This is a genomic window from Aureimonas sp. AU20, from assembly GCF_001442755.1.
Lineage (GTDB): Bacteria > Pseudomonadota > Alphaproteobacteria > Rhizobiales > Rhizobiaceae > Aureimonas.
Genome location: NZ_CP006367.1, coordinates 1,307,326 through 1,330,911, shown reverse-complemented (window position 1 = coordinate 1,330,911; position 23,586 = coordinate 1,307,326). Strand labels below are relative to the sequence as shown.

Sequence of the window (23,586 nt, the reverse complement as noted above, 5' to 3'; positions counted from 1 at the left end):
TGCCGCCGGCGACTAGGCCGCGACCGCCGCGAGCGGCGACGGCGTGACGGCGATGATCTCGCCGGTCGTCACCAGCACGATCAGTCCGCGCGCGGCGCCGGTCATGTCCAGATAGGCCCCCACCTGAGCGCGGTAGTGATCGACCGTCTCAAGGGTGGGCAGGACGTCGCTCTTCCAGTCAATGACCACCTGCGGCGTCCCGTCGGATCCCCGGGCGATGGCGTCGGCGACGCCGGCGGTCGCCTGTTCAATCTCGTCGAGGAGCGCCGAGGCATAGACCGGGAGCTCGGGGGTCAGGACCGGACGAAGCTCGGCGATCTCGGGCAAGGCGAGCGTGCGGGTCACGCACCCAGCAAGTTCCCCGGGCGAAAGGCCCTGCGACGGGTCTTCGACCGCCGGCCGACCGAGCGCCGCGATGAGCAATCGCGCCCGATCGGTCAGCGCGGCGCTGTCTTGCGCGGTCTCGCCGGTCAGCGCTTCTTCGAGAAGCTTGTGCAGGATCAGGCCGCGCTCGCGTCCGCCCTGGATGCTGGGGCGTTCGGCCTCGTCATCGGGCTGGCGCTCGTCGCGTGCCGCCCAGATCTCCACCGCCTCCGAGGTGAGCACCGGGCCGGCGCTGCTTTCGTCACGGCTGGGCGCCAGCCAGGTCAGGCGTCGGTGGCGCTCGGCGATGGCGGCGGCTTCCGCCGCGAAGCTCTCGCGGGTCTGCTGGTTGCCTTCGCCGGCCACCGCTGCACCCATCTCCAGCGGAAGATGAGCGATATCGAGCGCCGGAAGGTCGGCGAGCGACAGGTCGAGTAGCGAGATCCAGGCCGACTTCGACGGCGAGGCGTCGAGGCGGGGCAAGACCAGCAGCTCGCGCGCCCGGGTGGCGGCGACGTACCAGAGCCGGACGCGCTCGCGATCGAGCTCGGCCTTTTCGGCGTCGCGCACTTCGTCATAGCCGGCCGGCCTCACCCCGAAGACCGGGCAATAGAACGTATCGCTGTAGCGATCGGTCACCGCGTTCTCGGCCGGCATGATGCCGGTCATCGTGTTGACCGGCACGACGATCGGCCACTCGAGGCCCTTGGCTGCGTGCATGGTGTAGAGCGCGACGGCTTCTTCCTGCGCGTCGGGCCGCCCCTCGACGGCGCGGGCTTCGTCGGTCCACGCCGCGGTCATCGTCTCGGCGAAGGCGCGCAGTCCGCGAACCGCGAAAGCGGAGGCCAGGCTGAGATAGAGATCGACATTGGCAAGCGCCCGCTCGGCCTGGCCGCGATGGCGCGCGAGCAGGATCGGACGCACGCGCATCACATCCACCGCTTGCGACAGCAGATCGTGCGGGGTCGTGCTGTTGGTCCGCCGATAAAGAGCCTGGAGCCGCTCGATCACCGAGCGCGCCAGCGGGTGGACAACGGCGCTGGCGTCGACGCCGAGGTCGAGGCGCGGCAGCGCTTCGGGGTGCTCTTCGGATCGCGGCAAGGCCCAGATGATGTCGAGCAGCTCTTCCTCGGTCAGGCCGACCAACGGGCCACGCAGAAGCGCGCCCAGGGCCAGCGTATCGCGGCGATCGGCCAGGACGCGGGTCAGCGCGATGAGGTCCTGAATCTCCTGCCGCCGGAACAGGCCTTTGCCGGCCTGGGTGGCGACAGGGATGCCGTGCCGCTCGAGGGCTTCTTCGTAGCGCCACAGGTCGCTGCCGGTCGGCGCAAGCAGCGCGATGTCGCCAGGACGGCAGACGCGTCTGGCGCCGGAGCGGCGATCGAGAATCATCTCGCTGCCGATCAGACGGGCGCAGAGCTCGGCGACGGCTTCGGCTTCGGCATCGCGCTGCCGTTCGGCGCTCGCCTTGCCGTCCTCGTCTGCGACGGCGATGTCGACCGCGGCGACGCAGGGGGCCTCGCCGCGGTCGGCGTGGAACGGGTCGAGGGCGGTGAAGCCCGGTTGCCCCTCGCTCGACAGCAGCGCTTCAAAGCGCTCGTTCACATAAGTGAGGATTGGCGCGCAGGAACGGAAGTTAGTCGAGATCGACAGGACGCTGTCAGCGTCCTGGGCAAGGAAGGCTTCTCGGGCCCGAACATAAGCGCTGACGTCGGCGCCGCGGAAGCGGTAGATCGCCTGTTTGGGGTCGCCGACCAGGAACAGCGCGCCAGGGCGGATCTGGAAGGCCGCCCAATCGTCGGTTCCGCCGGCGGCTGGGGGTTCGCCGCACAGGCGCCAGAAGATCTCGGTCTGCAGCGGATCGGTGTCCTGGAATTCGTCGACGAGGACCCGGGAGAAGCGCGCACCCAGCGCGCGGCGTACCTCTTCATGGTCGCGCAGCAAATCGCGCGCAGCGAAGATCAGGTCGTCGAAATCGAGCAGAGCGGCGGATCGCTTGTAATCCCGGAATCGCTCCAGCAGCGGCTGTACCTGGGCGATCAGATCGGACAGGACGCGGCTGGCGACATTCTGCAGCAGGAGCTGCCACGCCCGGCAGCATGCCGCATAATGGCCCTCGGCCGCCGCGTTGAGCAGCTCGCCATCGGCCTTGGCCAGACCCTCGCGCTTGGCGGCCTCAGCCCATTTGCCCTTCTTCCTGTAAGCCAGGAACGAGCCGCTCTTGGTGCAGAGTTCGGGGTGCGGCGGCGTTACCAACAGCCGGATGAGTCCCGCCGGCGTTTCGGCGGTCGCTGCGTCCTCCATCGCCTGCGCCATCTCGGCGAGGCGCTCCGCGAGCGTCGCGGTTTCCTCTTCGACCGTGGGCGAGGTTCGGATGAAGTCGGTGAAGGCAGCGGTAGCGTCATGGAAGCCGCGCAGATGCGGGGCGAGCGGCGTAGCCGGCGGCGCCGACACGGTGCGCCGCTTGCGCAGGTTGCCGACGATCTTGTGGATGAGGCCCACCGTTTCGCCGGGGCTTTGCAGCACCATTTCGGCGCTAATGCCGCCCTGGCCACCCGATAGCTGCTCGCGCAGCCAGGCCTCGACAATCTCGATGAAGGCGAGATCGGCCTGAGTACCATCCATCACGCCGGCGCCGGGATCGATGTCGGCTTCAACCGGATAGGGTTTGATTAGACGCTGGCAGAAGCCGTGGATGGTCGAGCAGGTAATCTCGTCGATCGCTGCCGAGGCCGTCGCGAAGTTGGCCTTATGGATCTCGGACAGCCCGCCCGGAAAGGCGATGCGCAATTCGGTCGGGATGGTCCCCGTCATAAGGTCGGCGACGAAGTCGCGGACGCGGATTAGGAGTTCGCTCGCGGCCAATTCGGTGAAGGTCACGGCCGCGATGGATTTGGGCGCGACGCCTTCCGCCAGCATGGCGGCGATGCGGCCGGCCATGACGGCGGTCTTGCCCGAACCTGCGCCCGCCTCCACCAGGATGGACTGGTCATGGACGCTGATGGCAGCGCGGCGGGCATTGTCGTCGTGCAGGGCTTTGCTTGCGGCGGTCATCATTGGGCCTCCCAGACCTGCGCGGCGTCGCCGAGCATCTCGGTCGCGGCGGGCAACTTGCGTTTGCAGTAGGTGGCGCCCGCGTTCGCCGGGAGGGCGAAGGCGAGGTCGTCATAGGTTCCGCCCGTATCGGGGCCGATCAAGGCGTGTCCGGCGGTCAGGTTGGCGCGCGCCGCCTGCAGATAGCCGGTGATCTCGAGCAGGGTGGCTTCTGGATCGGCGAGTTGGAGATCGACCTGCTCGCGCGGGAACAGGAGCGAAGCGCTGATCGAGACCCCGGACCCGAGCAGCGCCTTGACGGCGAAGGCGTAAAGGCAGCGCTGTAACTCGCGGCCACCGTCGAGGCTGATGTCCTCCTTGGGCGGGCGGCCGGTCTTGTAGTCGCGGACCAGGGCGCGTTTGCCGTCGCCCGACAGGTCGAGACGGTCGATGTAGCCGTTGATGCGGAAGCACGCGTCGGGGATTTCGACCGGAATCGTGTAATCCCAAGGACTGTCGGCATCTGACTTGGGCTCCAAGCCGCCAAAGGCCACTTCCCCATAGGAACGAGCGTCCGGCAGCCGCTCGTCGCCATAGGTGAGCGCGCGGCTCGTCAGGACGCGGGTGTCGTCGAGCGTCCGGCGCCAGATCACCTCCGGCGGCACAGCGCGTTCGCTCTCCCAGACCCCGGCGACCTCGCGCGCGGCCTCCTGCACGGTGGCTGTGATCTGCGCCTCGTCGGCCTTGGCCAGACCGCTGCCCGCCTCCAGCTTCTGGAGCGCCAGATCGAGCGTCATGTGGACGAGGTCGCCCATGCCAAGGGCGTCGAGAACGAGCGGATCGGCGCCGCTCTCGGGCATCCGCAGCCGCATCGCGTAGCGCCAGACGAAGCCGAGCGGGCTGCGCAGGAGCAGGCGAAGCGAGCTCGCCGACTGGGTGCGGTCGAGGATGGCCAGCAAGAGCGGATGGTCGGCGCGCACCAGGCCGTCGTGGGGCGTGATCTCCTTGCGGTGCCAGTTGCGCCAGCAGGCCGTGGCGGCGACCGCCTGGGGCGCACCGGCAAACTCCTGCGGGCGCGCCATCAGCCGGTCGGTCTCGCTGAAGGCGTGTGCCGGGACTGCGTTGCGGCGGACGTAGATCTCCTCACCATAGGCGCCGAGCAGCGAGCTGCGGCCGAGGAGCCGTCCTTCGCTATCGCGGCGCGCGCGCGACAGCACCACCTGGCGTTCGGTCGTGGCGAGGATCGTCTCGAAGTCCCGGCGATCGGCCGCCGCGACCGGCAGGGGATCGAGTTCGGCAGTGGGAATGACGTGGTCGGAGATCAGGCGGTCTTCGGAGATGCTCCGCGGCCAGCGCGACGAGTTCAGCCCGATCAAGCGGACGAACCGGCGCGGCGAAGCGGCCAGAGCGCTGGCGGGCATCCAGGCGACGGAGACGCACGCCTCGAGGCCGTCGTCCTGCTTGAGATTCTCCAGCGTTGTGTCGAGCGACCCGGTCGGCCCCGCCAGCAGCGCCTTGCGCCAGATTGCCGAGGCGCGGCCGCTGAGTAGCGCCGCGCCGATCTCCTCGGCGGCGTCGTGGCCCTTGCCCAGAAGCTCGACGATGCCGCGCAAGGCGGGGGTGTGGTCTTGCCCATCGGGCCAGTCCGCATCGGTCAGGCGCCCGAGCAGACGCGTCCAGGCCGAAAGCGAGGCGAGCGGCGCGTCGGTCGGCAGAATGCGCAGCCAGCCCGCGGGCAGCGTCTGGAACGGACCGGCCTCGGACTCGCAGAGCGCCGCCAGACGGCGCATTCGCGTCTGCGACATGCCGCGGACGAGGATGTCGGCGAGCGCGGCGGCCGCCTGACCCTCGCGGGTGGTGGTGACCTTTATCCCGTGGATGAAGTTGAGGTCGAGGTTCGCGTCGGCGCGAAGCGACAGGAAGTGGTCGTCATAGTCCGCCGTCGAGGCGGAGGCGATGGCGATGTCCGCCGGCTCGGCCTCGCGGGACACCAACAGCGCCCGCACCCAGCGGATCGCCTCGATGGCCTCATGATACGCCGTAGCGGCGCTTGCCGCCCGAACCGCCGGGACCTGCGGCGCGTCGCGGGCGATGGTGATGCCGGTCGCCTCGAGCCAAGGCGGCGTCGGCCGGGGGCCCGCCGTCCAGGTCACCGGAGTGTGGCCGGTCAGCGCCGCAAGCAACGGGCGCCAGCACGGCGACAGCTCGGTGATGCCGACAATCTCGACCGGACCCAGAACGGCCTTGGCGTGATCGAGGCGCTGACAAGCGGCCGTGACCAAGTCGCAGGGCCGCATCATGCCCGGCGGCAGCTGAGCCAGCACGGCCGACTGGAGACGCGCAACGGAATCGAGGCGCGGATGCTCGTGCGAACGGGACGCGAGGTCGATGCCGGCGCGCCAGGCCTTGTGCAGGGTGTCGGCTGAGGCGTCGACCATTCCAGGCAGAAGCTTGATGCTTTCGAGCTCGCCGAGCGGCGTAGTGGAGAGGACCGCCTGAATCGCGGTCTGCAGGCTCTCGTCGTCGATCGGCCTGGCAAAGCCGCCGGCGAGGCGAACCGCGAGCTGTTCGAACGACATGATCTGCAGGCCGTGACGCCGATGGCGCGCGGCGTCGAGGCGAAGCTCCCGCATCGCCAAGCGCCCGTGGGCGACGATGGTCCGCCGGTCGGTCATGCTGGTCATCGTCGCGTCGCTCCACCCTGGTGCCCGGCACGGTTCCGCTTGACGCGACTCCGCGATGGGAATAGAAAATGAATGCGTCTTGCAGATATGTCCATATAGTTTTTATCTGTATCCGCTAGAGGACGATTTCTGATGGATGGCCTGACCACATTGAAGTGGGGCGTGGAGCGCCGACTCGAGTTCATCGAGTTCCGCCTGTTCTGGGAAGGCGGGGTCAATCGCTCGGATATTATCGACATGTTCGACGTGTCGGTGCCACAGGCCTCGAAGGATCTGACGCTTTATCAGGAGCGGGCACCGCACAACGCGCTCTATGACAAGAGCGCCAAGCGCTATGTCGCCAGCCTACAGTTCGAGCCCCATTTTCTGAAGCCCGATCCCTACGGCTATCTGTCCCGCCTCCGCTCGGTGGCTGAGGGCCTGATCGACCTCTCGGACTCATGGATCACCGAGGTTCCCGACACCGACATCGCGCTGACGCCACGTCGAGATATTGATGCGAAGGTGCTGAGGACGGTGCTGGGCGCGGTGCGTGATCACCGTTCGATCGATGTCCACTATCAGTCGATGAGCAAGGGTCGCCCCGATCCGATCTGGCGGCGGATCACGCCCCATGCCTTCGGCTATGACGGCTTTCGCTGGCACATGCGCGCCTATTGCCACGTCACCGACAGGTTCAAGGACTTCCTCCTGCCACGCATTCTCGGCGTCGGCGAGATGAGCGACGGAGGCGCGGACGCGCTGGAGGACGCACTGTGGCAGGAGCGGTTCGAGGTCGAGATCGGCCCGCATCCTGACCTGACCGCAAGCCAGAAGGCGGTCGTCGCCAAGGATTTCGGGATGGAGGGCGGCTCCGCCATCCTCACCGTGCGCTACGCCATGCTGTTTTATGTATTGAAGCGGCTCGGCCTGCTGGGCGATGCGGCGAAGCAGCCCGCGCGCAGCCAGCACATTGTTGTCGTCAATCGGGAAGAAACCGAGGCGGCCCTGGAGAAGGCTGAATTTGCAGCGTGATGTATGGCAGGGGGAAACGGCATAGGCCGCAATGGCCTGGAAGGGAATCTTTGGCCGTCAGGGCGGTTTCGATATTCATGGGCGCGGCTTTCCGCGTGGGCGGCGTGATCAATGAGTAAGGCCAAAGACAACTCCTATCTCATGTCTTTCGGGACCGGCGGGCTGTACGTGAATGAGAGCGTCGCGGTTGCTCGACTTCATCGCCGCGGAGCCGATTGGGATGTCACCGCTGCCTTTGCCAGGGAGGCCGGCGCGTTCCAAGTGCGGAAGGCGAGTTCGGCGCAGCGTTCGATTCGCGAGATCGTCAACCGATTGAGATGGCTGTCTGACGAAGAACTCGAGGTGCTCGTTGAGGGTGAGCGGAGCGAGCGGGCAGCGCTGCTGTGGCTCGCCGCCTGCCGTGCGTACAGATTCATCGGCGAGTTTGCGGTGGAGGTGCTGAACGAGCGTTTCCTTTCTCTCCGCCCGGACCTCACCTATGACGACTTCGACACACTCCTGGCGTCGAAGGCGGAGTGGTCCCCGAAGCTGGCGAGCCTGTCGAGCACGACGCAGGCCAAGCTGCGCGCGGTTCTCTTTCGTCTCATGCGAGAGGCGGAGATTGTATCCCCGGATGACCGTATCCTCGGCTCGATCTTGTCGCGCCGGGTGTTGGCTTTGATTCACGCCGGCAATCCCGACGAGCTTCGGTTCTTCCCGGGCGCCGAACGGCAGATGGGGGAAGATCAATGATGCCGCGAACGGGCGGAGCCATGGCCCCGAAGGATCGGTTTGATCACCTCCTGAAGGTGATTGCCAGCGAGCGCTTCCTGAAAAAGCAGGGGCTGGGCAACGAGGTGCCGTTCTTCATCTGCCCCTATCCGGCCGATGAAGCCGTCGCCATGGATGCGACGCGCGCAAGCCTCATCAATCAGCTGGAAAGCCGAGGAGTCCGCGCCTTCGAGATCGACCTGTACGATGTGGGCATCACGCTGCTGCGCGAGCGGGGAATCTGGGACGAGATCCTCGCGGCCGAGCCCGATATCAGCAAGGCCGAGCTCAAGGAGTTGCTCCAGGGGGTTCTTGATCCCGAGACGCACTTGGTGCCGGAAATACGTGCACGCCTTTCGCGGCACGAATTCGATGTTCTGTTCCTGTCCGGGGTTGGAGAGGTCTACCCCTATATCCGGTCGCACAATGTGCTGAACAATTTGCAGAGCACCGCCAAGGAGAAGCCGACGGTGATGTTCTTCCCCGGAACCTACACCCATGGACTTGCCACGGGGGCGTCGCTCGATCTGTTCGGCATTTTACACGACGACAAATACTACCGCGCATTCAATATCATGCACTACGAGATTTGAGGGGCGCATGACCAAACTTCGCGACATTTTCGAGAAACCTGTCGATCGCGCGATCGAAGGGGTCATCAAGGCCGATGACGAAGTCGGCCTCCGGGTCGAGCTCGAAGAATATGTGATCACCAACGAGATCGAGCGCCAGCTCGAGAAATTTCTCGACGCCTACAACAATTACGAGACGGCCAACGGCGTCTGGATCTCAGGGTTCTTCGGGTCGGGTAAATCGCATCTGCTGAAGATGCTGGCGCTCCTCCTGGAGAACCGGGACGTCGACGGAACGTCCGCCTATGAGCTTTTCAAACAGAAGTGCGCCGATAACGAAATCCTGGCAGCCGATCTGCGCAAGGCGGTCTCGGTTCCCTCGCGGAGCATCCTGTTCAACATCGACCAGAAGGCCGATGTGATCTCGAAAGAACAGATCGACGCCCTGCTTTCGGTGTTCCAAAAAGTCTTCGACGAGATGTGCGGCTATTATGGAAAGCAGCCGCATATCGCCCAGTTCGAGCGCGATCTCGACAGCCGCGGCGTCTTCGAAAAATTCCAGACGGCCTACCAGGCCGTCGCAGGCAAGCCCTGGGAGCGGGGGCGCGAACAGGCCCTGCTAGAAAGTGCGAACGTCGCCAAGGCCTATGCGGAGGCGACAGGAGGCGATCCGTCAACGGCCCAGGGAATCTTGACCCAGTACCGGCAAGATTTCCGGTCATCGATCGAGGACTTCGCCGATAAGGTGAAGACCTACGTCGATGCCCAGGAGCCGGGGTTCAGGCTCAACTTCTTCGTCGACGAGGTCGGCCAATATATCGCCGATAACGTCAAGCTGATGACCAACCTGCAGACCATTGCGGAGAGCCTGAACACCAAGTGCCGCGGTCGAGCGTGGATCATTGTGACCGCCCAGCAGGACATGGGCTCTGTCATTGGGGACATGACGCAGCGGCAGGAAAACGATTTTTCCAAGATCCAGGCGCGCTTCGCGAACCGGATGCCGCTTAACAGCGCGGACGTGGCGGAGGTGATCCAGAAGCGCCTGCTGAAGAAGACTGAAGCCGGAATCCTGTCGCTAACGGACCTGTATCACCGCGAAGCCAACAACCTGAAGACGCTGTTCGATTTCGCGGATGGCTCAATGCGCCTCGAGAATTTTCGGGACCGCGATCACTTCATTCACAGCTATCCCTTCGTTCCTTACCAATACCCGCTCTTCCAGCAGGCGATCCAGAACCTGTCGCAGCACAACGCCTTCGAGGGAAAGCACAGCTCGGTTGGTGAACGGTCGATGCTCGGCGTCTTCCAGGAGGTCGCGGTCAGGCTTGCGGACATTCCGGTCGGCGGTGTCGCAACCTTCGACCAGATGTTCGAGGGGATCCGAACGGCGCTCAAGTCCAACGTCCAGCAATCGATCCTGATCGCGGAAAAGAACCTTGGCGACGAGTTCGCCACGCGGGTCCTCAAAGCGCTGTTCCTCGTCAAATACGTGAAGGGCTTCAAACCGACCGCGCGCAACATTTCGATCTTGATGCTCGATCGATTTGACGCCGATTTGGCCAAGCACAAACGGCATGTGGAGGAAGCGCTAAGCCTTCTCGAACAGAACACCTACACTCAGCGCAACGGCGACTTCTTCGAATTCTTGACCGACGAAGAAAAGGATGTCGAACAGGAGATCAAGGCGATCGAGGTCGATACGGCGGAGATCGCCAAGGAACTGGAAACCCTGATTTTCGATGGGGTCATCAAGAGCCGGAAGCTCCGGCACGAAGCGTCGTCACAGGACTATAGCTTCGCCCGCTATCTGGATGATCGGCTGCTGGGCCGGGATTATGAGCTGGCCATCAACGTCGTCACGCCGTTCCACGAGCAGAGCGGGAATGCTGAAGCGATTGCCATGCGCACCATGTCGCGCGACGAGTTGGCCGTCGTCCTGAACGCCGATGTCCGCTTCGTTAGCGACCTGATGATGTTCAAGCGGACCGACAAATATGTGCGCCAAGCTCGCGCGGTGGCGCAGCAGCCGTCCATCGAGCGGATCGTCCGCGAAAAAGGCGAGCAGAACAGCAGCCGCCAGCGCGATATGACGCTGCGGGCTCAACGACTGTTGGCGGATGCGCGGCTGTTCGTGCGTGGCGAGGAGATCGAGATTCGGTCGGAGGATCCGCAAGCGAGGATCGAACGCGCATTCCAGACGCTCGTCGATAAGGTCCATGTCAATCTCGGCATGTTGCGCGGCGTCGCCTATTCCGAGAGCGATATTGCCAAGTCCCTGACGCATGGCAACGACGGCATGTTCGGCGGCGATGGCGTCAATCTGACGGAGACCGAGCAAGAGATCCTGAACTTCGCCCAGGCCAATGCTCGCACGGGCATTCGCACGACGATCAAGGCCATTCTCGAACGGTTCGAGCGCAAGCCCTACGGCTGGTCCTACGCCGCGATCCTGTCCACGACCGCGAGCCTGATCGGGCGCGGCAAGATCGAGGCGCGCCAGGACGGCAGCCCGCTGGAAGGCGAGCCCTTGCAACGCGGGCTTCAGAACTCCCACGCGCATGGCAACATCGTGGTGGAGCTGCAGGTGGAATTCACGGCGGCGCAGACGCGCAAGCTGAAGGAATTCTACGGCGAGTTCTTCGACTCGCAGCCGGCGGGATCGGAAGGCAAGGCGCTGGGTCTCGAAACCGCCGAAGCGTTCGCCGCGCTCAAGAATGAACTTGCAGTGCTGCAGGCCCAGTCGGCGCGCTATCCGTTCCTCGCCGCCTTGACCGAGGTGCAGGAGGCGGTGCGCGAGGTCACCGGCAAACCCTATGCATGGTACGTGCAGGACCTCGGTCGCCACGAGGAGCGCCTGCTCGATCTCAAGGAGAGCATCCTCGATCCGGTTCGCCGCTTCATGGGCGGGTCGCAGAAGGCGATCTACGACGAAGCGCGCACCTACCTTGCCGATCAGGGCGCCAACTTCGGCTATGGCGGTGACGATCGAGCCGGCGCCATCCGAGCCGTTCTGGACAATCCAACCTGCTTCAAGGGCAATGCCATTCAGCAGATGAAGGGCTCCCTTGATGCGCTCAAGGCCGAGGTCGATGCGCGGATCGTCGCGGAGCGCAAGGCGGCGCTGTCTGAAATTGAAGATCTGAGAGAAAAGCTCCGGGTGCTTCCGGAATATTCCACCCTGGCCGAACCTGTGCGCCGGGAAATCGAGGCGGGGTTTACGGGCGTCCTTGAGACAATCGGGAGCAGTGGCTTGATCGCTGTGATCCGCGAGCGGGTGACGGGCTTCAAGTCGACCGTATTTCCGGCGCTGCTTGGCCGAGTCACCACGCCGCCCCCCCAGCCTGCCGACGAGGGGGTCGGCGCCAGCTCTGAGCAGCAGGGCGCGCCCGGTGATGAAAGGCCCGTCGCGCCACCACCTCTGCCGCCTACCCAATACGTGGCAGCTACTGGGCTACGCGTCGCCTACGCCAAGCCCTTCCTTGCCGACGAGCAGGACGTGGATGCCTACCTCGATACCCTGCGTGAGACGCTGATCGCGGAAATCCGCGCGGGCAAAAGGATCACGATCTGATGGATGCGATTACCCCGACGAGTGTCCCGCAGCGCAGTACGATGGATACCGGTGCGCTCAAGAAATTCGCGCAGGAAGCCCGCCGGACGCTGCGCGACCAGGTGTCGGCGAAGCTCGTCCAGGTTCTGGCAGAGAACAGCGCTGCGCGGCGCGAAGCGCCGAAGGCCGTGCAGCAGCTCGAGAGCGAGATCGGGCGCACGTCGCGCGACCAGGTCATCGAACGCGTAGCTTACACCTGGTTCAACCGCTTCACCGCGCTGCGTTTCATGGACGCCAATGGCTATACGGCCGTTCGGGTGGTGACTCCGGCTGATGGACAGACGCGACCCGAAATTCTGTCGGAGGCGATGGCGGGCGTCATCGGTGAGGAAGTTTCCGAAGCGGCGGCCGCACAGTTACGGGCGTTGCTCGACAGCCGGACGCCGTCACCGGATCCTCAGGGTGAGGCCTATCACCGGTTGCTGGTGGCCACCTGCAATTATTGGCACACGACGATGCCGTTTATGTTTGAGAAGATCGACGACTTCTCTGAACTTCTGATGCCAAAGGATCTGCTAAGCCAGACCTCGATCCTTGCCCGGCTTCGCGAGGCTATGACCGACGAAGCCTGTCGGGATGTGGAGATCATCGGCTGGCTGTACCAATTCTACATATCCGAGAAGAAGGACCAGGTCTTTGCGGGGCTGAAGAAGAATCAGAAGATCACGGCCGAGAACATCCCGGCCGCCACCCAGCTCTTTACCCCGCACTGGATCGTCCGCTACCTGGTCGAGAACTCGCTGGGGCGGCTCTGGCTGCTGAACCGACCGGGGTCGAAGCTGGCCGAGCGGATGGACTACTACATCGCGCCGGAAGAGCCTGAGACGGACTTCCTGCGCATCGTCAAGCCCGAGGAGATCATGGTCTGCGACCCGGCCTGCGGCTCGGGGCACATGCTGACCTATGCCTTCGACCTGCTCTACGCGATCTACGAGGAAGAGGGTTACGATCCCGTCCGGATCCCCGCCCTTATCCTGCAGCATAACCTGACGGGGGTGGAGATCGACGACCGAGCTGGGGCGCTAGCGGCCTTTGCACTGGCGATGAAGGCGGCGGCGCGGCTGGGGCGGCGGCGGTTCCTGCGGATGGAGGCGAAGCCCGACATCGTCGTGCTGCAGAACGTGACCTTCACCCCGGCCGAGATGCAGGACGTGGCCGCCGTGGTGGGGCGCGACCTGTTCACCGATGAGCTACGCGAGACGCTGCTACAGTTCGAGCAGGCGAAGAACTTCGGCTCGCTGATCGTGCCGAAGCTGCGCGATCCGGCAGAGACGCTGCGGGTGGTGGAGGCGCGGGATTTCGGCTCCGACCTGCTGCTGAAAGAGGTGCAGGTCCGCGTCGTCGCCGTGCTGCGCATGGCCGAGGCGCTGTCTCCGAAGTATCACGTGGTAGTGGCCAATCCCCCCTATGCGGGAACAAGCGGGCTTAACGCGGACCTTCAGAATCACTCAAAATCGCGCTACCCCAATAGTAAATCTGATCTCTTCGCGATGTTCATGGAGCGAGCAATTTGGTTGGCAAACCAACATGGAATGGTCGCGATGATCAATATGCAGTCTTGGATGTTCCTTTCTTCCTTTGAATTATTACGCGCCAAGCTGTCAGAAACCGGTGCAGTATTGGCTATGGCGCATTTGGGGGAACGTGCGTTCGACAGTATCGGCGGCGCAATCGTTTCAACGACAGCGTTCGTATTTGGAAAGTCTGTTTCGTCGAACCACCCCGGTGACTTTATTGATCTAACCGACGGGCGAAATGAAAAAGAGAAAAGAACCAAGCTAAAGTTCATAGCATCTGGGTCAAATTCCGTTGGACGATACCAAGCCGCCCAATCCGACTTCGAGAAGATTGCGGGGAGACCCATTGTATATACTGCTTCCGAGCGAGTAATTGCCGCTTTTTCGAAAGGAACCTTGGAGGAAGACTTTATCTGTGACGGCTACGTGAAGACAGGCAACAATGAAAAGTTTATTAGGCTGTTCTGGGAGGTGGACGCGGGTAAACGCTCAGCCACTGGACCTTGGCGAGATCATCCTAAAGGCGGAGAATATCGAAAGTGGGAAGGAAATCAAGAGTGTGTAGTTAAGTGGGACAGAGCAACTATATCACACTACCGTACAGATCCAATTGCTCGCGTTCTGAATGAGGAACTGTGGGATCTCGAAGGCATTTCGTGGTCGGCAGTATCGGGAGGCAAGTCTGGTTTCAGAAGGCTCGCGAAGTCCGAAGTTGCCAACAATGCTGCTCTATGCATTTTCCCAAAGCGGCAAGGACATCTGCCAGAGTATCTCGGCTACCTAAACTCAAAGCTGGGTCCCTTCTTCCTGAGGCTTCGTTCCCAGACTGTAAACTTCCTGTCGGGTGATATTATCCGTCTGCCAAAGCTGCAAAATACTTCCGACAGCATTAGGACGAATGTTCAGACTTGCCTCAGCCAGGCAAAATCCGACTGGGACGCCTACGAAACCTCGTGGGATTTTACCAGCCTCCCGCTGCTCTCGCCCGATCACCGTGGCGAGACGCTCAAGGCTACACATGCCCGCCTGCGCGCCCACTGGCAGGGCATGACGGACGAAATGCAGCGGCTGGAGGAAGAGAACAACCGCATCTTCATCGACGCCTATGGGCTGCAAGACGAGCTGACGCCCGAGGTGCCGATCGAGGAGATCACCCTCACCTGCAACCCCGCCTATCGCTATGGCGGCAACAAGAGCGAGGCCGAGCTCGGGAACCTGCTGCGCTCCGACACGATGCGCGAGTTCCTCAGCTATGCCGTCGGCTGCATGTTCGGCCGCTACAGCCCCGATGCGCCCGGGCTGATCCTCGCCAATCAGGGTAAGGGGATCGAGGAGTATCTGGCCAAGGTGCCGGAGCCGACTTTCCCGCCAGACGCCGACAATGTCATCCCCATTCTCGACGGCGACTGGTTCCCCGACGACATCACTGAACGCTTCCGCAAGTTCCTGCGCGTGACCTTCGGTGAGGCGCACTTCCAGGAGAACCTCGTCTTCATCGAGGAGGCTTTGGGCAAAAAGCTGCGGTCCTACTTCACCCGCGATTTTTATGCCGACCACGTCAGGCGCTATAAGAAGCGCCCGATCTACTGGCTGTTCTCCAGCCCCAAAGGCACGTTCAACGCGCTGATTTACATGCACCGCTATCGGCCGGACACCGTGAGCGTGGTGCTCAACGACTACTTGCGCGAGTTCCGCAACAAGTTAGAGGGTCATCGCCGCGCGCAGGAGGCGTTGAGCATCAGCAGTGATGCTTCGCCCACGCAGAAAACGAAGGCCCTGAAAGAGATCGAGGCGACGGGTAGGCAGATCGAGGAGGTCGATGCGTGGGAGCGCGACGTCCTGTTCCCGCTGGCCACGCAAAAGATCGAGATCGACCTCGATGACGGCGTGAAGGCCAACTATCCCAGGTTCGGTGCAGCCCTGAAGCCCATCAAGGGCCTAAATGACGCCGACGACTGACCATGCTGGACCGCATCGCCAAGGGTCTTGAAGGCCACTTCGACAAGCACCGCGTCGTCTTTTGGTACGATCCCGCGCGCGAGTTCCGCGACGCATTCGATGGGCTAACGCTGAACAGCGTGACGAAGATCGAGGTGGTCAACACGGAGTTCGCCGTGAAGCACCGGGTCCTTCGGGAATTCCCAAAGGATCGGTTCCTACTCTACTGGAACGAGCCGCGGCCGGCCGACATCGACAATTGGCTGCTCGACGTCGAACTGGCCAACGTGGTGTTCAAGACCGACCAGGTGGCAATCTGGCTGAGCGACCTTGGTTTGCCAGTCGGCTTCGAGGATCTGGTGCGTGAGCATCAGGAGTTCTTCCGGTCCAGTCGCCGGATGGAGAAGTTAAGGTCGGCTATCCGAGCCGACGACACCAAACTCGCCCTGCGTCTGAAGATGCTGGCCATATGCGCCGGCGCGGAGGGTGGCTTTGACACCGTGGTTGAAGCGCTGCTGACGGAGCTTGCCGAGGGCCGCGAGGACGGCCTGCGGGTGATCGGGCACGTCGGACTGGACGTCTTCCTCTGGGAGCAGATGGCGCGGGTCTTTGGCTATCGCGCCGAGCGCCCCAGCATCGGCGATTTCGCGATCACCCTATTCAAATCCTGCTACCAGAGCTCCGTCGGCGGGGAGCCGATCCTGACGCCGGAGGCGCTGGTGTTTTTCCGACGGTGGAAAAACAACCGGAATGCCGAGGAGGTCTTTGCCAAGCTGTCGGCCGATTATGCCGAGGCCTTGGGCATCGCCGAGGATCTGGCCAAACGCGATTTCCGCACGTTGATCGAGATCGACTATTTCGAGGAGGTCGATCGAGCGATTATCCGTGCGTTAGTTCATGAGGTCAGCGCCCAGACGGTTGCCCAGGCTGACGTGCTGAGCTGGGTTCGCCAACGGCGGCAAAGCCACTGGTACGGCGCCTATCGCGATCTCTATGAGGCGATCGGTTTCGCCGCCGAATTCCAGCAGGCTATGGCGCAGGTAGCACTCGGCATGACCAGCCTGGCTGAGGGCGTGCAGCGCTATGCAAAGAGCTGGTTCAGGATCGACCAGCTCTACCGGAAATTCATCTGGCACATGCAAAAGTCCGGGCAAGCGACTTTGACGCGCGAACTCTCAGAGCAGGTCGAGAACCATTACGTGAACAGTTATCTGCTGCGCCTCAACGAGGCGTGGCAGACCCATGTGGACGTGGCAGAAACCTGGTCAGCCGCACCTATCCCGGCACAGCGGAGCTTCTATCGCGAGCATGTTGGTGAGTTTCGGCGTCGTGATCAGAAGATTTGCGTCATCATCTCCGACGCACTCCGCTACGAAGTTGCCGAGGAGCTCCTCGGACGTATTCGGAGCCTTGACCGCTACGAGGCGGTTATCCAGCCAGTGTTTGGCAGTCTGCCAAGCTACACCCAGCTCGGCATGGCTTCGCTCCTGCCCAACGGCGACCTGCAAATCGCCGATAATGACACCGCCACCGTCCTGGTAGATGGCCAGAGCTCACAGGGACTGGAGAACCGGAAAAAGATCCTGGCGAAAGGTCGCCCAAGTGACAGGACCACGGCCTTGAAAGCCGAGGAGCTGATGGGCTTGGACAAGGATCAAGCGCGAGCGCTCGTCCGGGACCACGACGTCATCTTTGTCTATCACAACCTGATCGACGCAATCGGCGACAAGCAGGTTTCGGAGGAGCGGGTTTTCGAGGCTGCGGAGGACACGATCGAAGAGATCGTGCGGCTGATGAAAAAGCTCAACGGCGCCAATGCCGGCAACATGATCGTCACTGCCGACCACGGCTTCATCTATCAGCATAGGCCGATCGAGGAGAGCGACTTCTCCTCCGCCCAGGTGGAGGGCGACACGATCCTGTATCGGGATCGCCGGTTCATCCTGGGGCATGGCTTGAAGGCCAATCATGGCCTGCGGCGCTTCACGCCTGCGCAGGCCAATCTTCAGGGCTCGGTGGAAATGCTGATCCCCAAATCGATCAACCGGCTGCGCAGGCAAGGTTCGGGGAGCCGGTTCGTCCATGGCGGGGCGACGCTACAGGAGCTCGTCGTCCCGGTGGTCAAAATCAACAAGAAGCGTCAGAGCGACACTTCGGCGGTCGAGGTCGAAATCATTGGCAGCTCGAACCAGATGATCACCTCGAGCCAAATCTCGGTGCGCTTCTATCAAGCGACTGCGGTGACCGAGAAAGCTCAGTCGCGCCAGCTGCGAGCCGGCATCTACGCCCAATCAGGCGAGCTGATTTCCGATCGCCATGACTTGGTCTTCGATTTCCGCTCCGACAATCCCCGCGAGCGCGAAATTCTGGTTCGGTTCCTGCTGTCGCGTCAAGCCGACGCGTTCAACAATCACGAGGTGATCCTGAAACTCGAAGAGCGACATGGCGAGACGTCTCACTTCCGGGAGTACCGCACTGCTCGCTATCGGCTGAAGCGCAGCTTCTCGAACGATTTCGACTTCTGAAGGGAAGAGCGATGAATGCGCTGGACGACAAGATAAACGAACGCTTCCCCGGACTTGTAGTGCGCAAGGACCTGGTTAAGGCCGTAAAGGGCAACGCCATCGTCCCTTCTTATGTGCTGGAGTTCCTGCTCGGCCAATATTGCGCCACCAATGACGACGCCTCGATTCAGTCGGGGATCGAGACGGTCAAGGAAATCCTGCGCAAGCACTACGTTCATCGCAACGAGGCGGGCCTGATCCGATCGAACATCCGAGAGAAGGGCCGGTGGAAGGTGATCGACAAGATCAGTGTCGATTTAAACACCGATAGGGATGTTTACGAGGCCACCTTCTCCAACCTCGGCATCAAGAAGGTGATCATCGATTCCGGGACGGTGAAGACCCATCCCAAGCTGCTCGTCAGCGGCATCTGGTGCATTGCCGATGTCGAGTACGAGCACAGTGAGGACAAGAACGTCGCGCCCTGGGTTCTCGGCAGCATCAAACCAATCCAGCTCTCCAAATTCGATTACGACACTTATCTTCAGGCGCGGGCCGGATTCACGACGGACGAGTGGATCGACCTGCTGTTCCAAACAGTGGGATTCGATCCCGAGATGTTCGGGCGCCGCAGCAAGCTGTTGCAGCTGATGCGCCTCGTTCCATTCGTCGAGCGCAACTACAACCTTATTGAGCTTGGCCCAAAGGGGACGGGCAAGTCGCACATTTTCTCAGAGTTTTCTCCGCACGGGATCTTGATTTCCGGCGGCGAGGTGACAGTGCCCAAGCTGTTCGTCAATAACAGCTCAGGCAAGATCGGCTTGGTCGGTTACTGGGATGTCGTCGCCTTCGACGAGTTCGCGGGCCGGCAGAAGCGTGTCGATAAGGCGCTTGTCGACATCATGAAAAACTACATGGCCAACAAGAGCTTCTCCCGGGGTGTCGAGACGCTCGGGGCTGAGGCATCCATGGTCTTTGTGGGGAACACCAAGCACACCGTACCCTACATGCTGAAGCACAGTGACCTGTTCGAGGAGCTGCCGGATAAGTATTACGACTCCGCGTTCATCGATCGCCTCCACACTTATGTGCCGGGCTGGGAGATCGATGTCATCCGCGGTGAAATGTTCGCCACCGGCTACGGATTTGTCGTCGATTACCTTGCCGAAATCCTGCGCCATATGCGTAACGACGACTATTCCAACCGCTATGGAGATCTGTTCAGCCTTTCCTCAGATATCTCAACGCGCGACCGCGACGGGGTGAACAAGACCTTTTCGGGCATTATGAAGCTGCTGTTTCCAGCAGATGGCGCGAGCGAGGCCGAGGTCGAAGAGATCCTACATCTCGCCATGGAGGGCCGGAAGCGGGTTAAAGACCAGCTCCTCCGGATCGACAGCACCTACCCGGACACGGATTTCTCGTTCACCGCCCGTGACGGCCGAAAAATTAGCGTGACGACGCTGGAGGAAACGGAATACCCGGATCACTATCACAAGCGCGCCCCAGCGCACGACGAGCCGACTCCCTCGGAAAGGGCGTCCCCCGCGACTATTGCGCCTGAGACATCGATCGCGTCACCTGTGTTTGTCGGCAAGGCTGCGCCGGCCGCCCCGCGCGACGGGCATCGAGTGTTCAGCGAAAATCAAAAGGGGGTGACATTCGCGGATCTTTTCTGGCCCTGGGTCGAGGGCGCAAAAAAGATCGTTATCACCGATCCGTACATCCGCATGTTCCATCAGGTCAGGAACGTGATGGAGTTCGTCGAGATGATCGCCCTGCGCAAGGCACCCGAGGACGAGGTCGCTATTCACCTAGTGACCTGCCTTGACGACACCTATCCGGAAAAGCAGCAGTCCAATCTAATAGCCGTGGAGGCCGCCGGCGCAGCCGCTGGCATCACCTTCTCCTGGGAGTTCGACGGGACCAACACCATTCACGCGCGGCACATCAACAGCGACACGGGCTGGAAGATTAGTCTCGATCGCGGTCTCGACATTTTCCAAAAGTTCGAGATGAACGACGCCTTTAGCCTGCCAAACCGCCTTCAGGCATACCGGCAGGTGAAGGGTTTCGAAGTGACCTACCTCAGATTAGGAGAGGTGTCTCCGTAACTCCAATGCCCCTGCTTACGGTCTTGTCTACGTCGTTTAACAATGAAACCGGAAGGGTTCTTTCGGAAGTTTATGAACCAACGGCAATTCAGATCGAAGGGCATGGCACAAGGCGAGGTGATCTGCTCTCACGAAATTGTATTGATTTGACCCAAAGTTTTCCGCGGTAGCTTCCTCGGCCGGGAGGAGTAGAGGACGATGAAGGCATCACAGTTTTCGGGCGCACAAAAGGCGTTCATTCTAAAGCGGGGAGCTGACGGGATCTCGGTTGTAGAGATATACCGTTGAGCTCCTCTGGCGGGATAGCGACCGGCCGGCGGTGTTCACGCCTCCGTTTTCTTTGCCTGCATTAGCGCTTAAGTGCATAGCGTTAATGCCTCCAATCCCCCTTAAACAAGTCTAAATTCAGCGAGCTGAGCTTGGTCGGAAGTTCTGCATTTTCACAAGTTATCCCTAGATACATGGCAGCTCGAGTTGCTCCTACGTATAGATGTTTGTCAAAAACGCCGGGGTAAGCGCTCGCAAGCCTATCGATTTTTGAGAAAAATACTGCCTCGAACTCCAAGCCCTTGATATGCTCTACGCTAAATACGCGCACGTCGTTATCTTGGCCTACTACGAGCCCATTCGGGCAGGCAACGCACTTTATGTTGCGGTCTAGCAAAGCGCCATTTAGCGCCGCTGCCATCGGCTGAACCTCACCTTCGCAGTCCACGAGGACGGCAATCGAGGGGAGCGCTCCGGTAAGGTCTTCGATCTCTCCTATTCTCACCACGAGCCAGTCAATTTCCGCTGCATCCTCTAGGCCTAATCCCAAAACGGGGGCTACACCCTCGTTATCGACATTCGGCGGCAGCTCGGCCGATGTATCGACAGCGCCGGACAGCTTGGCTAGCGAACGGGCAAGTTCGTTCAACTGCCGGCTGTGCCGATAGGTTATGCGAATCGGTCGCATCTGAAGGCCCGGAACGGCCCATTGCAACTGCTCGACCGAGCGACTTCCCCAGCTGGTAATTCGTTGATTGAAGTCACCAGAAGCGACAAAACCACCTATGGCGTCGTCGACAAGTGACCGCATGCAAGCCAGCTGAATCGGCGAAAAATCTGTAGCCTCGTCCACCACGACCTGATTGACGCGAAGCCCTTGCATCGTAAGCAGCATCTCGAATCCGTCATCGTCGAGCCTGCTAGCGATGGCAGGTTGCGCCAGTAGCTCACCGGCGCTTCTTAGCATCGCTAAGATGATGATGTCGACTTCGGACGGTGCGAGCTCGTGGTTTTGGTACCCATCGACAGCATACCATCTTCCTTCGGTACGCCTCGCCAAACGGAAGCCCCTATAGCGAGTCTTCATCTGCGTAATGTAGCGACGAGTGGGATTACGAAACCGCCGGATCGCAATCTGCTCGTTCATCTGCTGTCCAAGCTTCTGCATCTCATCTCGCGGCGGCACTCGGTCACCGAGCCAGTTCAAGATCCGGCCCGCTCTCGTGTTCGCCCCCGGCTTACGACCTCGGATGGACGCGCGAGCGATCGTCCGCATAGCCTTTAAATAGGCATCGAACGCCTGGTTGCGGCGATCGCGCGATGGAGCAACATCAATCTCCTCGTCTTCATCGATGTCGACCTCATCATTCTCATCGCTGCTATCGCTTTTGACTGTATCGAGAAAAGCCGCAAGTTCGTCGAGAGCGGGAACGGCAGGACCGACATAACGTGTAAACGACCGCCTTAGCGTTTCATTGATCTCGCTGTTGATGTCGCGAAGGATAGGTTCGAGATCGCCGGAGAGTTGCTGCAGCGACACGAGCGTGCGCAACGATGGCGAGCGAGAGCTCCCCCGCAAGAATCGAGCGATGCGGCTTACAACCTTCTGATCCCGTAGGTTTGGCGAGCTCATAATCGCTTTCGCGGCGGCTTCTAGATCCTCCCAGAACGCCACCTGCTGCCAGAAATCGAAATCCTCATACCACGCGATGGCATCGTCCATGGCCTCAGCGTTCAGCGACGGCAAGTCCGAACGTAAAACGGAGCCTGCAGTCGATGCGCCGCTCCGCAGTATGCCGAGACTGCTCCGTGCGATCGTGCGTCTGTAATCGTCCCAAGTCTTCATACGGGACTCGGGTGCTGGAACACCCTCTTTAGCGAAGGCTTCCTTGACATAGAGCTTCAACAGCTCGGTGGGGGTGAACATCATCCAACTGCTGGTGTGTCCTGCAAGACCGACATCTGACTGCTGGATCAGTTGCTGCTCATCCTCTTCCAGATAGGCCGTATCGAGCTTCAGACCCAACCGCTTGATGAGCGTCGTCGTCTTTCCACTGCCTGGAGGTCCGAGCAATGCGATCCGGGTCTGAATCGGAAGGCGGAAAATTTCATCCTGCAGTTTGTCGAGCAGCGGCCGGTCGCGAAGCGCCATCTTGCTGACGACCAATCGGCGCAACCCGGAGATGATGTTGTCCGATGCCGCACCTTCGCGAAGGATCGCGTCCAGCGCGTCCAGCTCGTCTGCGGGAACGCCAACCTCTCGCAGCAAGTCAAGAAGCGACACGATGGTAAACGGTCGCTCATCGACTCTGTAGACGACCGAATCCTTAGAATCCCATTCCCCGTTCTGTTTCCAAGGATGCAGCTCAGCCTTCTCGAGCGACTCGAAGTAGCGAGTCTGGCTTTCGCCGCGCTGCTTGACCTTAAGCTCAACTTCGTCTCCGACATCGAGCGCGGCGAGTCGTCCAAAGACGGAGCGATAACTGGCGACACGATGACCAATGTTGTCGGCATGTGGCGTTCCGCGGAAGATGAAGAGTTCTTCCTTATTACCCTTCTCGTCGACAGTGATAAGCCGTGCGATTGCAGGCTCCCTCATCTGCTCGGCGAGCGCCGTGCGCTTCTCAGAGGAAACATTGCCGAGGTTCTCCAGTGCCTTCTCGCGGTTGAGTGTATGGACATTCGCGAATACCGCTGTCCCGACCGCACGGTCCGACGTGAGAAGTCTCTCCGCAGTTGCCGTAGCCGCATTGAAATAGTCGAGCACGGCCATCGCAAGAACGCGATCGCGATCGAGATCCTCTTCGACGTGAGCTTCGGCACTTTGATTGTGTTCGCTCATAATTTGATTTCTTTCGGCGACCGCGTTCGATAAGTCTTGACGGCTTGTTTGGTGCGAATGCGGGTGAGGAGGGTGGCGGCGGGTTCGCCGTTGCTGTCCCGGCGGAATGAGATCGCTAAAGAAAACTTGGCAAGAAGGCGCTCTTCAAAACGGGCAAAGAGCTGTGAGGCGCGGCTCTCCTCCCCGGTAAGCCGGTCGATGCGGGCGAAGGCGTTGATCCACAGCTTCCATATGCCTAACATTGATGAGCGATCGGCCTGTCATTGAAGTGCTGGAAATTGTCATATCGAAACTGTTCTTCCACACCGTAAGGATGCAATACGAGGGCTGGCTTCACAAGCTGTCACTGCTCTGCCGGGGTTCGGCCCAGCCAGG

11 protein-coding genes are annotated in these 23,586 nt (G+C 61.4%); 7 read left to right on the top strand and 4 right to left on the bottom strand.

The features are described from left to right. Positions 1-12: 12 nt before the first annotated feature. Together M673_RS05920 and M673_RS05915 are read right to left on the bottom strand one after the other, a co-directional pair. Positions 13-3,417 (bottom strand): UvrD-helicase domain-containing protein, encoded by a 3,405-nt coding sequence (locus M673_RS05920; protein WP_061974436.1) that lies wholly within the window; start codon positions 3,415-3,417, stop codon positions 13-15. Continuing rightward, positions 3,417-6,080, bottom strand: coding sequence for a PD-(D/E)XK nuclease family protein (locus M673_RS05915; protein WP_187301302.1), 2,664 nt, complete (start codon positions 6,078-6,080; stop codon positions 3,417-3,419). Before M673_RS05915 ends, M673_RS05920 begins: the two co-directional genes overlap by 1 nt. A gap of 132 nt (positions 6,081-6,212) precedes the next feature. Here M673_RS05915 and M673_RS05910 point away from each other — a divergent pair, with 132 nt between their 5' ends. From M673_RS05910 to brxL, 7 genes are all read left to right on the top strand, one after another. Further along, complete coding sequence (locus M673_RS05910; protein WP_061974434.1) at positions 6,213-7,094, top strand: helix-turn-helix transcriptional regulator; 882 nt, start codon at positions 6,213-6,215, stop codon at positions 7,092-7,094. A gap of 111 nt (positions 7,095-7,205) precedes the next feature. Beyond that, complete coding sequence (locus M673_RS05905) at positions 7,206-7,826, top strand: DUF1819 family protein (protein WP_061974432.1); 621 nt, start codon at positions 7,206-7,208, stop codon at positions 7,824-7,826. Between the two features lie 20 nt (positions 7,827-7,846). Further along, a complete protein-coding gene (locus M673_RS05900; RefSeq protein WP_148640130.1) occupies positions 7,847-8,437 on the top strand; it encodes a DUF1788 domain-containing protein in 591 nt (196 codons plus the stop codon). A 7-nt stretch (positions 8,438-8,444) separates the two neighbouring features. Next, positions 8,445-11,990 (top strand): BREX system P-loop protein BrxC, encoded by a 3,546-nt coding sequence (gene brxC, locus M673_RS05895; protein ID WP_061974428.1) that lies wholly within the window; start codon positions 8,445-8,447, stop codon positions 11,988-11,990. After that, positions 11,990-15,505 (top strand): BREX-1 system adenine-specific DNA-methyltransferase PglX, encoded by a 3,516-nt coding sequence (gene pglX, locus M673_RS05890; RefSeq protein WP_244493074.1) that lies wholly within the window; start codon positions 11,990-11,992, stop codon positions 15,503-15,505. Before brxC ends, pglX begins: the two co-directional genes overlap by 1 nt. A gap of 2 nt (positions 15,506-15,507) precedes the next feature. Then, positions 15,508-18,009, top strand: coding sequence for a BREX-1 system phosphatase PglZ type A (pglZ, locus tag M673_RS05885; protein WP_061974426.1), 2,502 nt, complete (start codon positions 15,508-15,510; stop codon positions 18,007-18,009). Between the two features lie 11 nt (positions 18,010-18,020). After that, complete coding sequence (gene brxL / locus M673_RS05880; RefSeq protein ID WP_061974424.1) at positions 18,021-20,102, top strand: BREX system Lon protease-like protein BrxL; 2,082 nt, start codon at positions 18,021-18,023, stop codon at positions 20,100-20,102. A 370-nt stretch (positions 20,103-20,472) separates the two neighbouring features. Here the strand turns inward: brxL and M673_RS05875 are convergent, their stop codons facing one another. After that, entirely contained in the window at positions 20,473-23,211 is a 2,739-nt protein-coding gene (locus tag M673_RS05875; protein ID WP_061974422.1) for an ATP-binding domain-containing protein, read from the bottom strand. Further along, positions 23,208-23,453 carry a hypothetical protein gene (locus tag M673_RS05870; protein ID WP_061974420.1) on the bottom strand — a complete coding sequence of 82 codons (246 nt, stop codon included), beginning with the start codon at positions 23,451-23,453 and terminating at the stop codon, positions 23,208-23,210. The genes M673_RS05875 and M673_RS05870 overlap by 4 nt, the downstream gene beginning before the upstream one ends. Between the last annotated feature and the right edge of the window lie 133 nt (positions 23,454-23,586).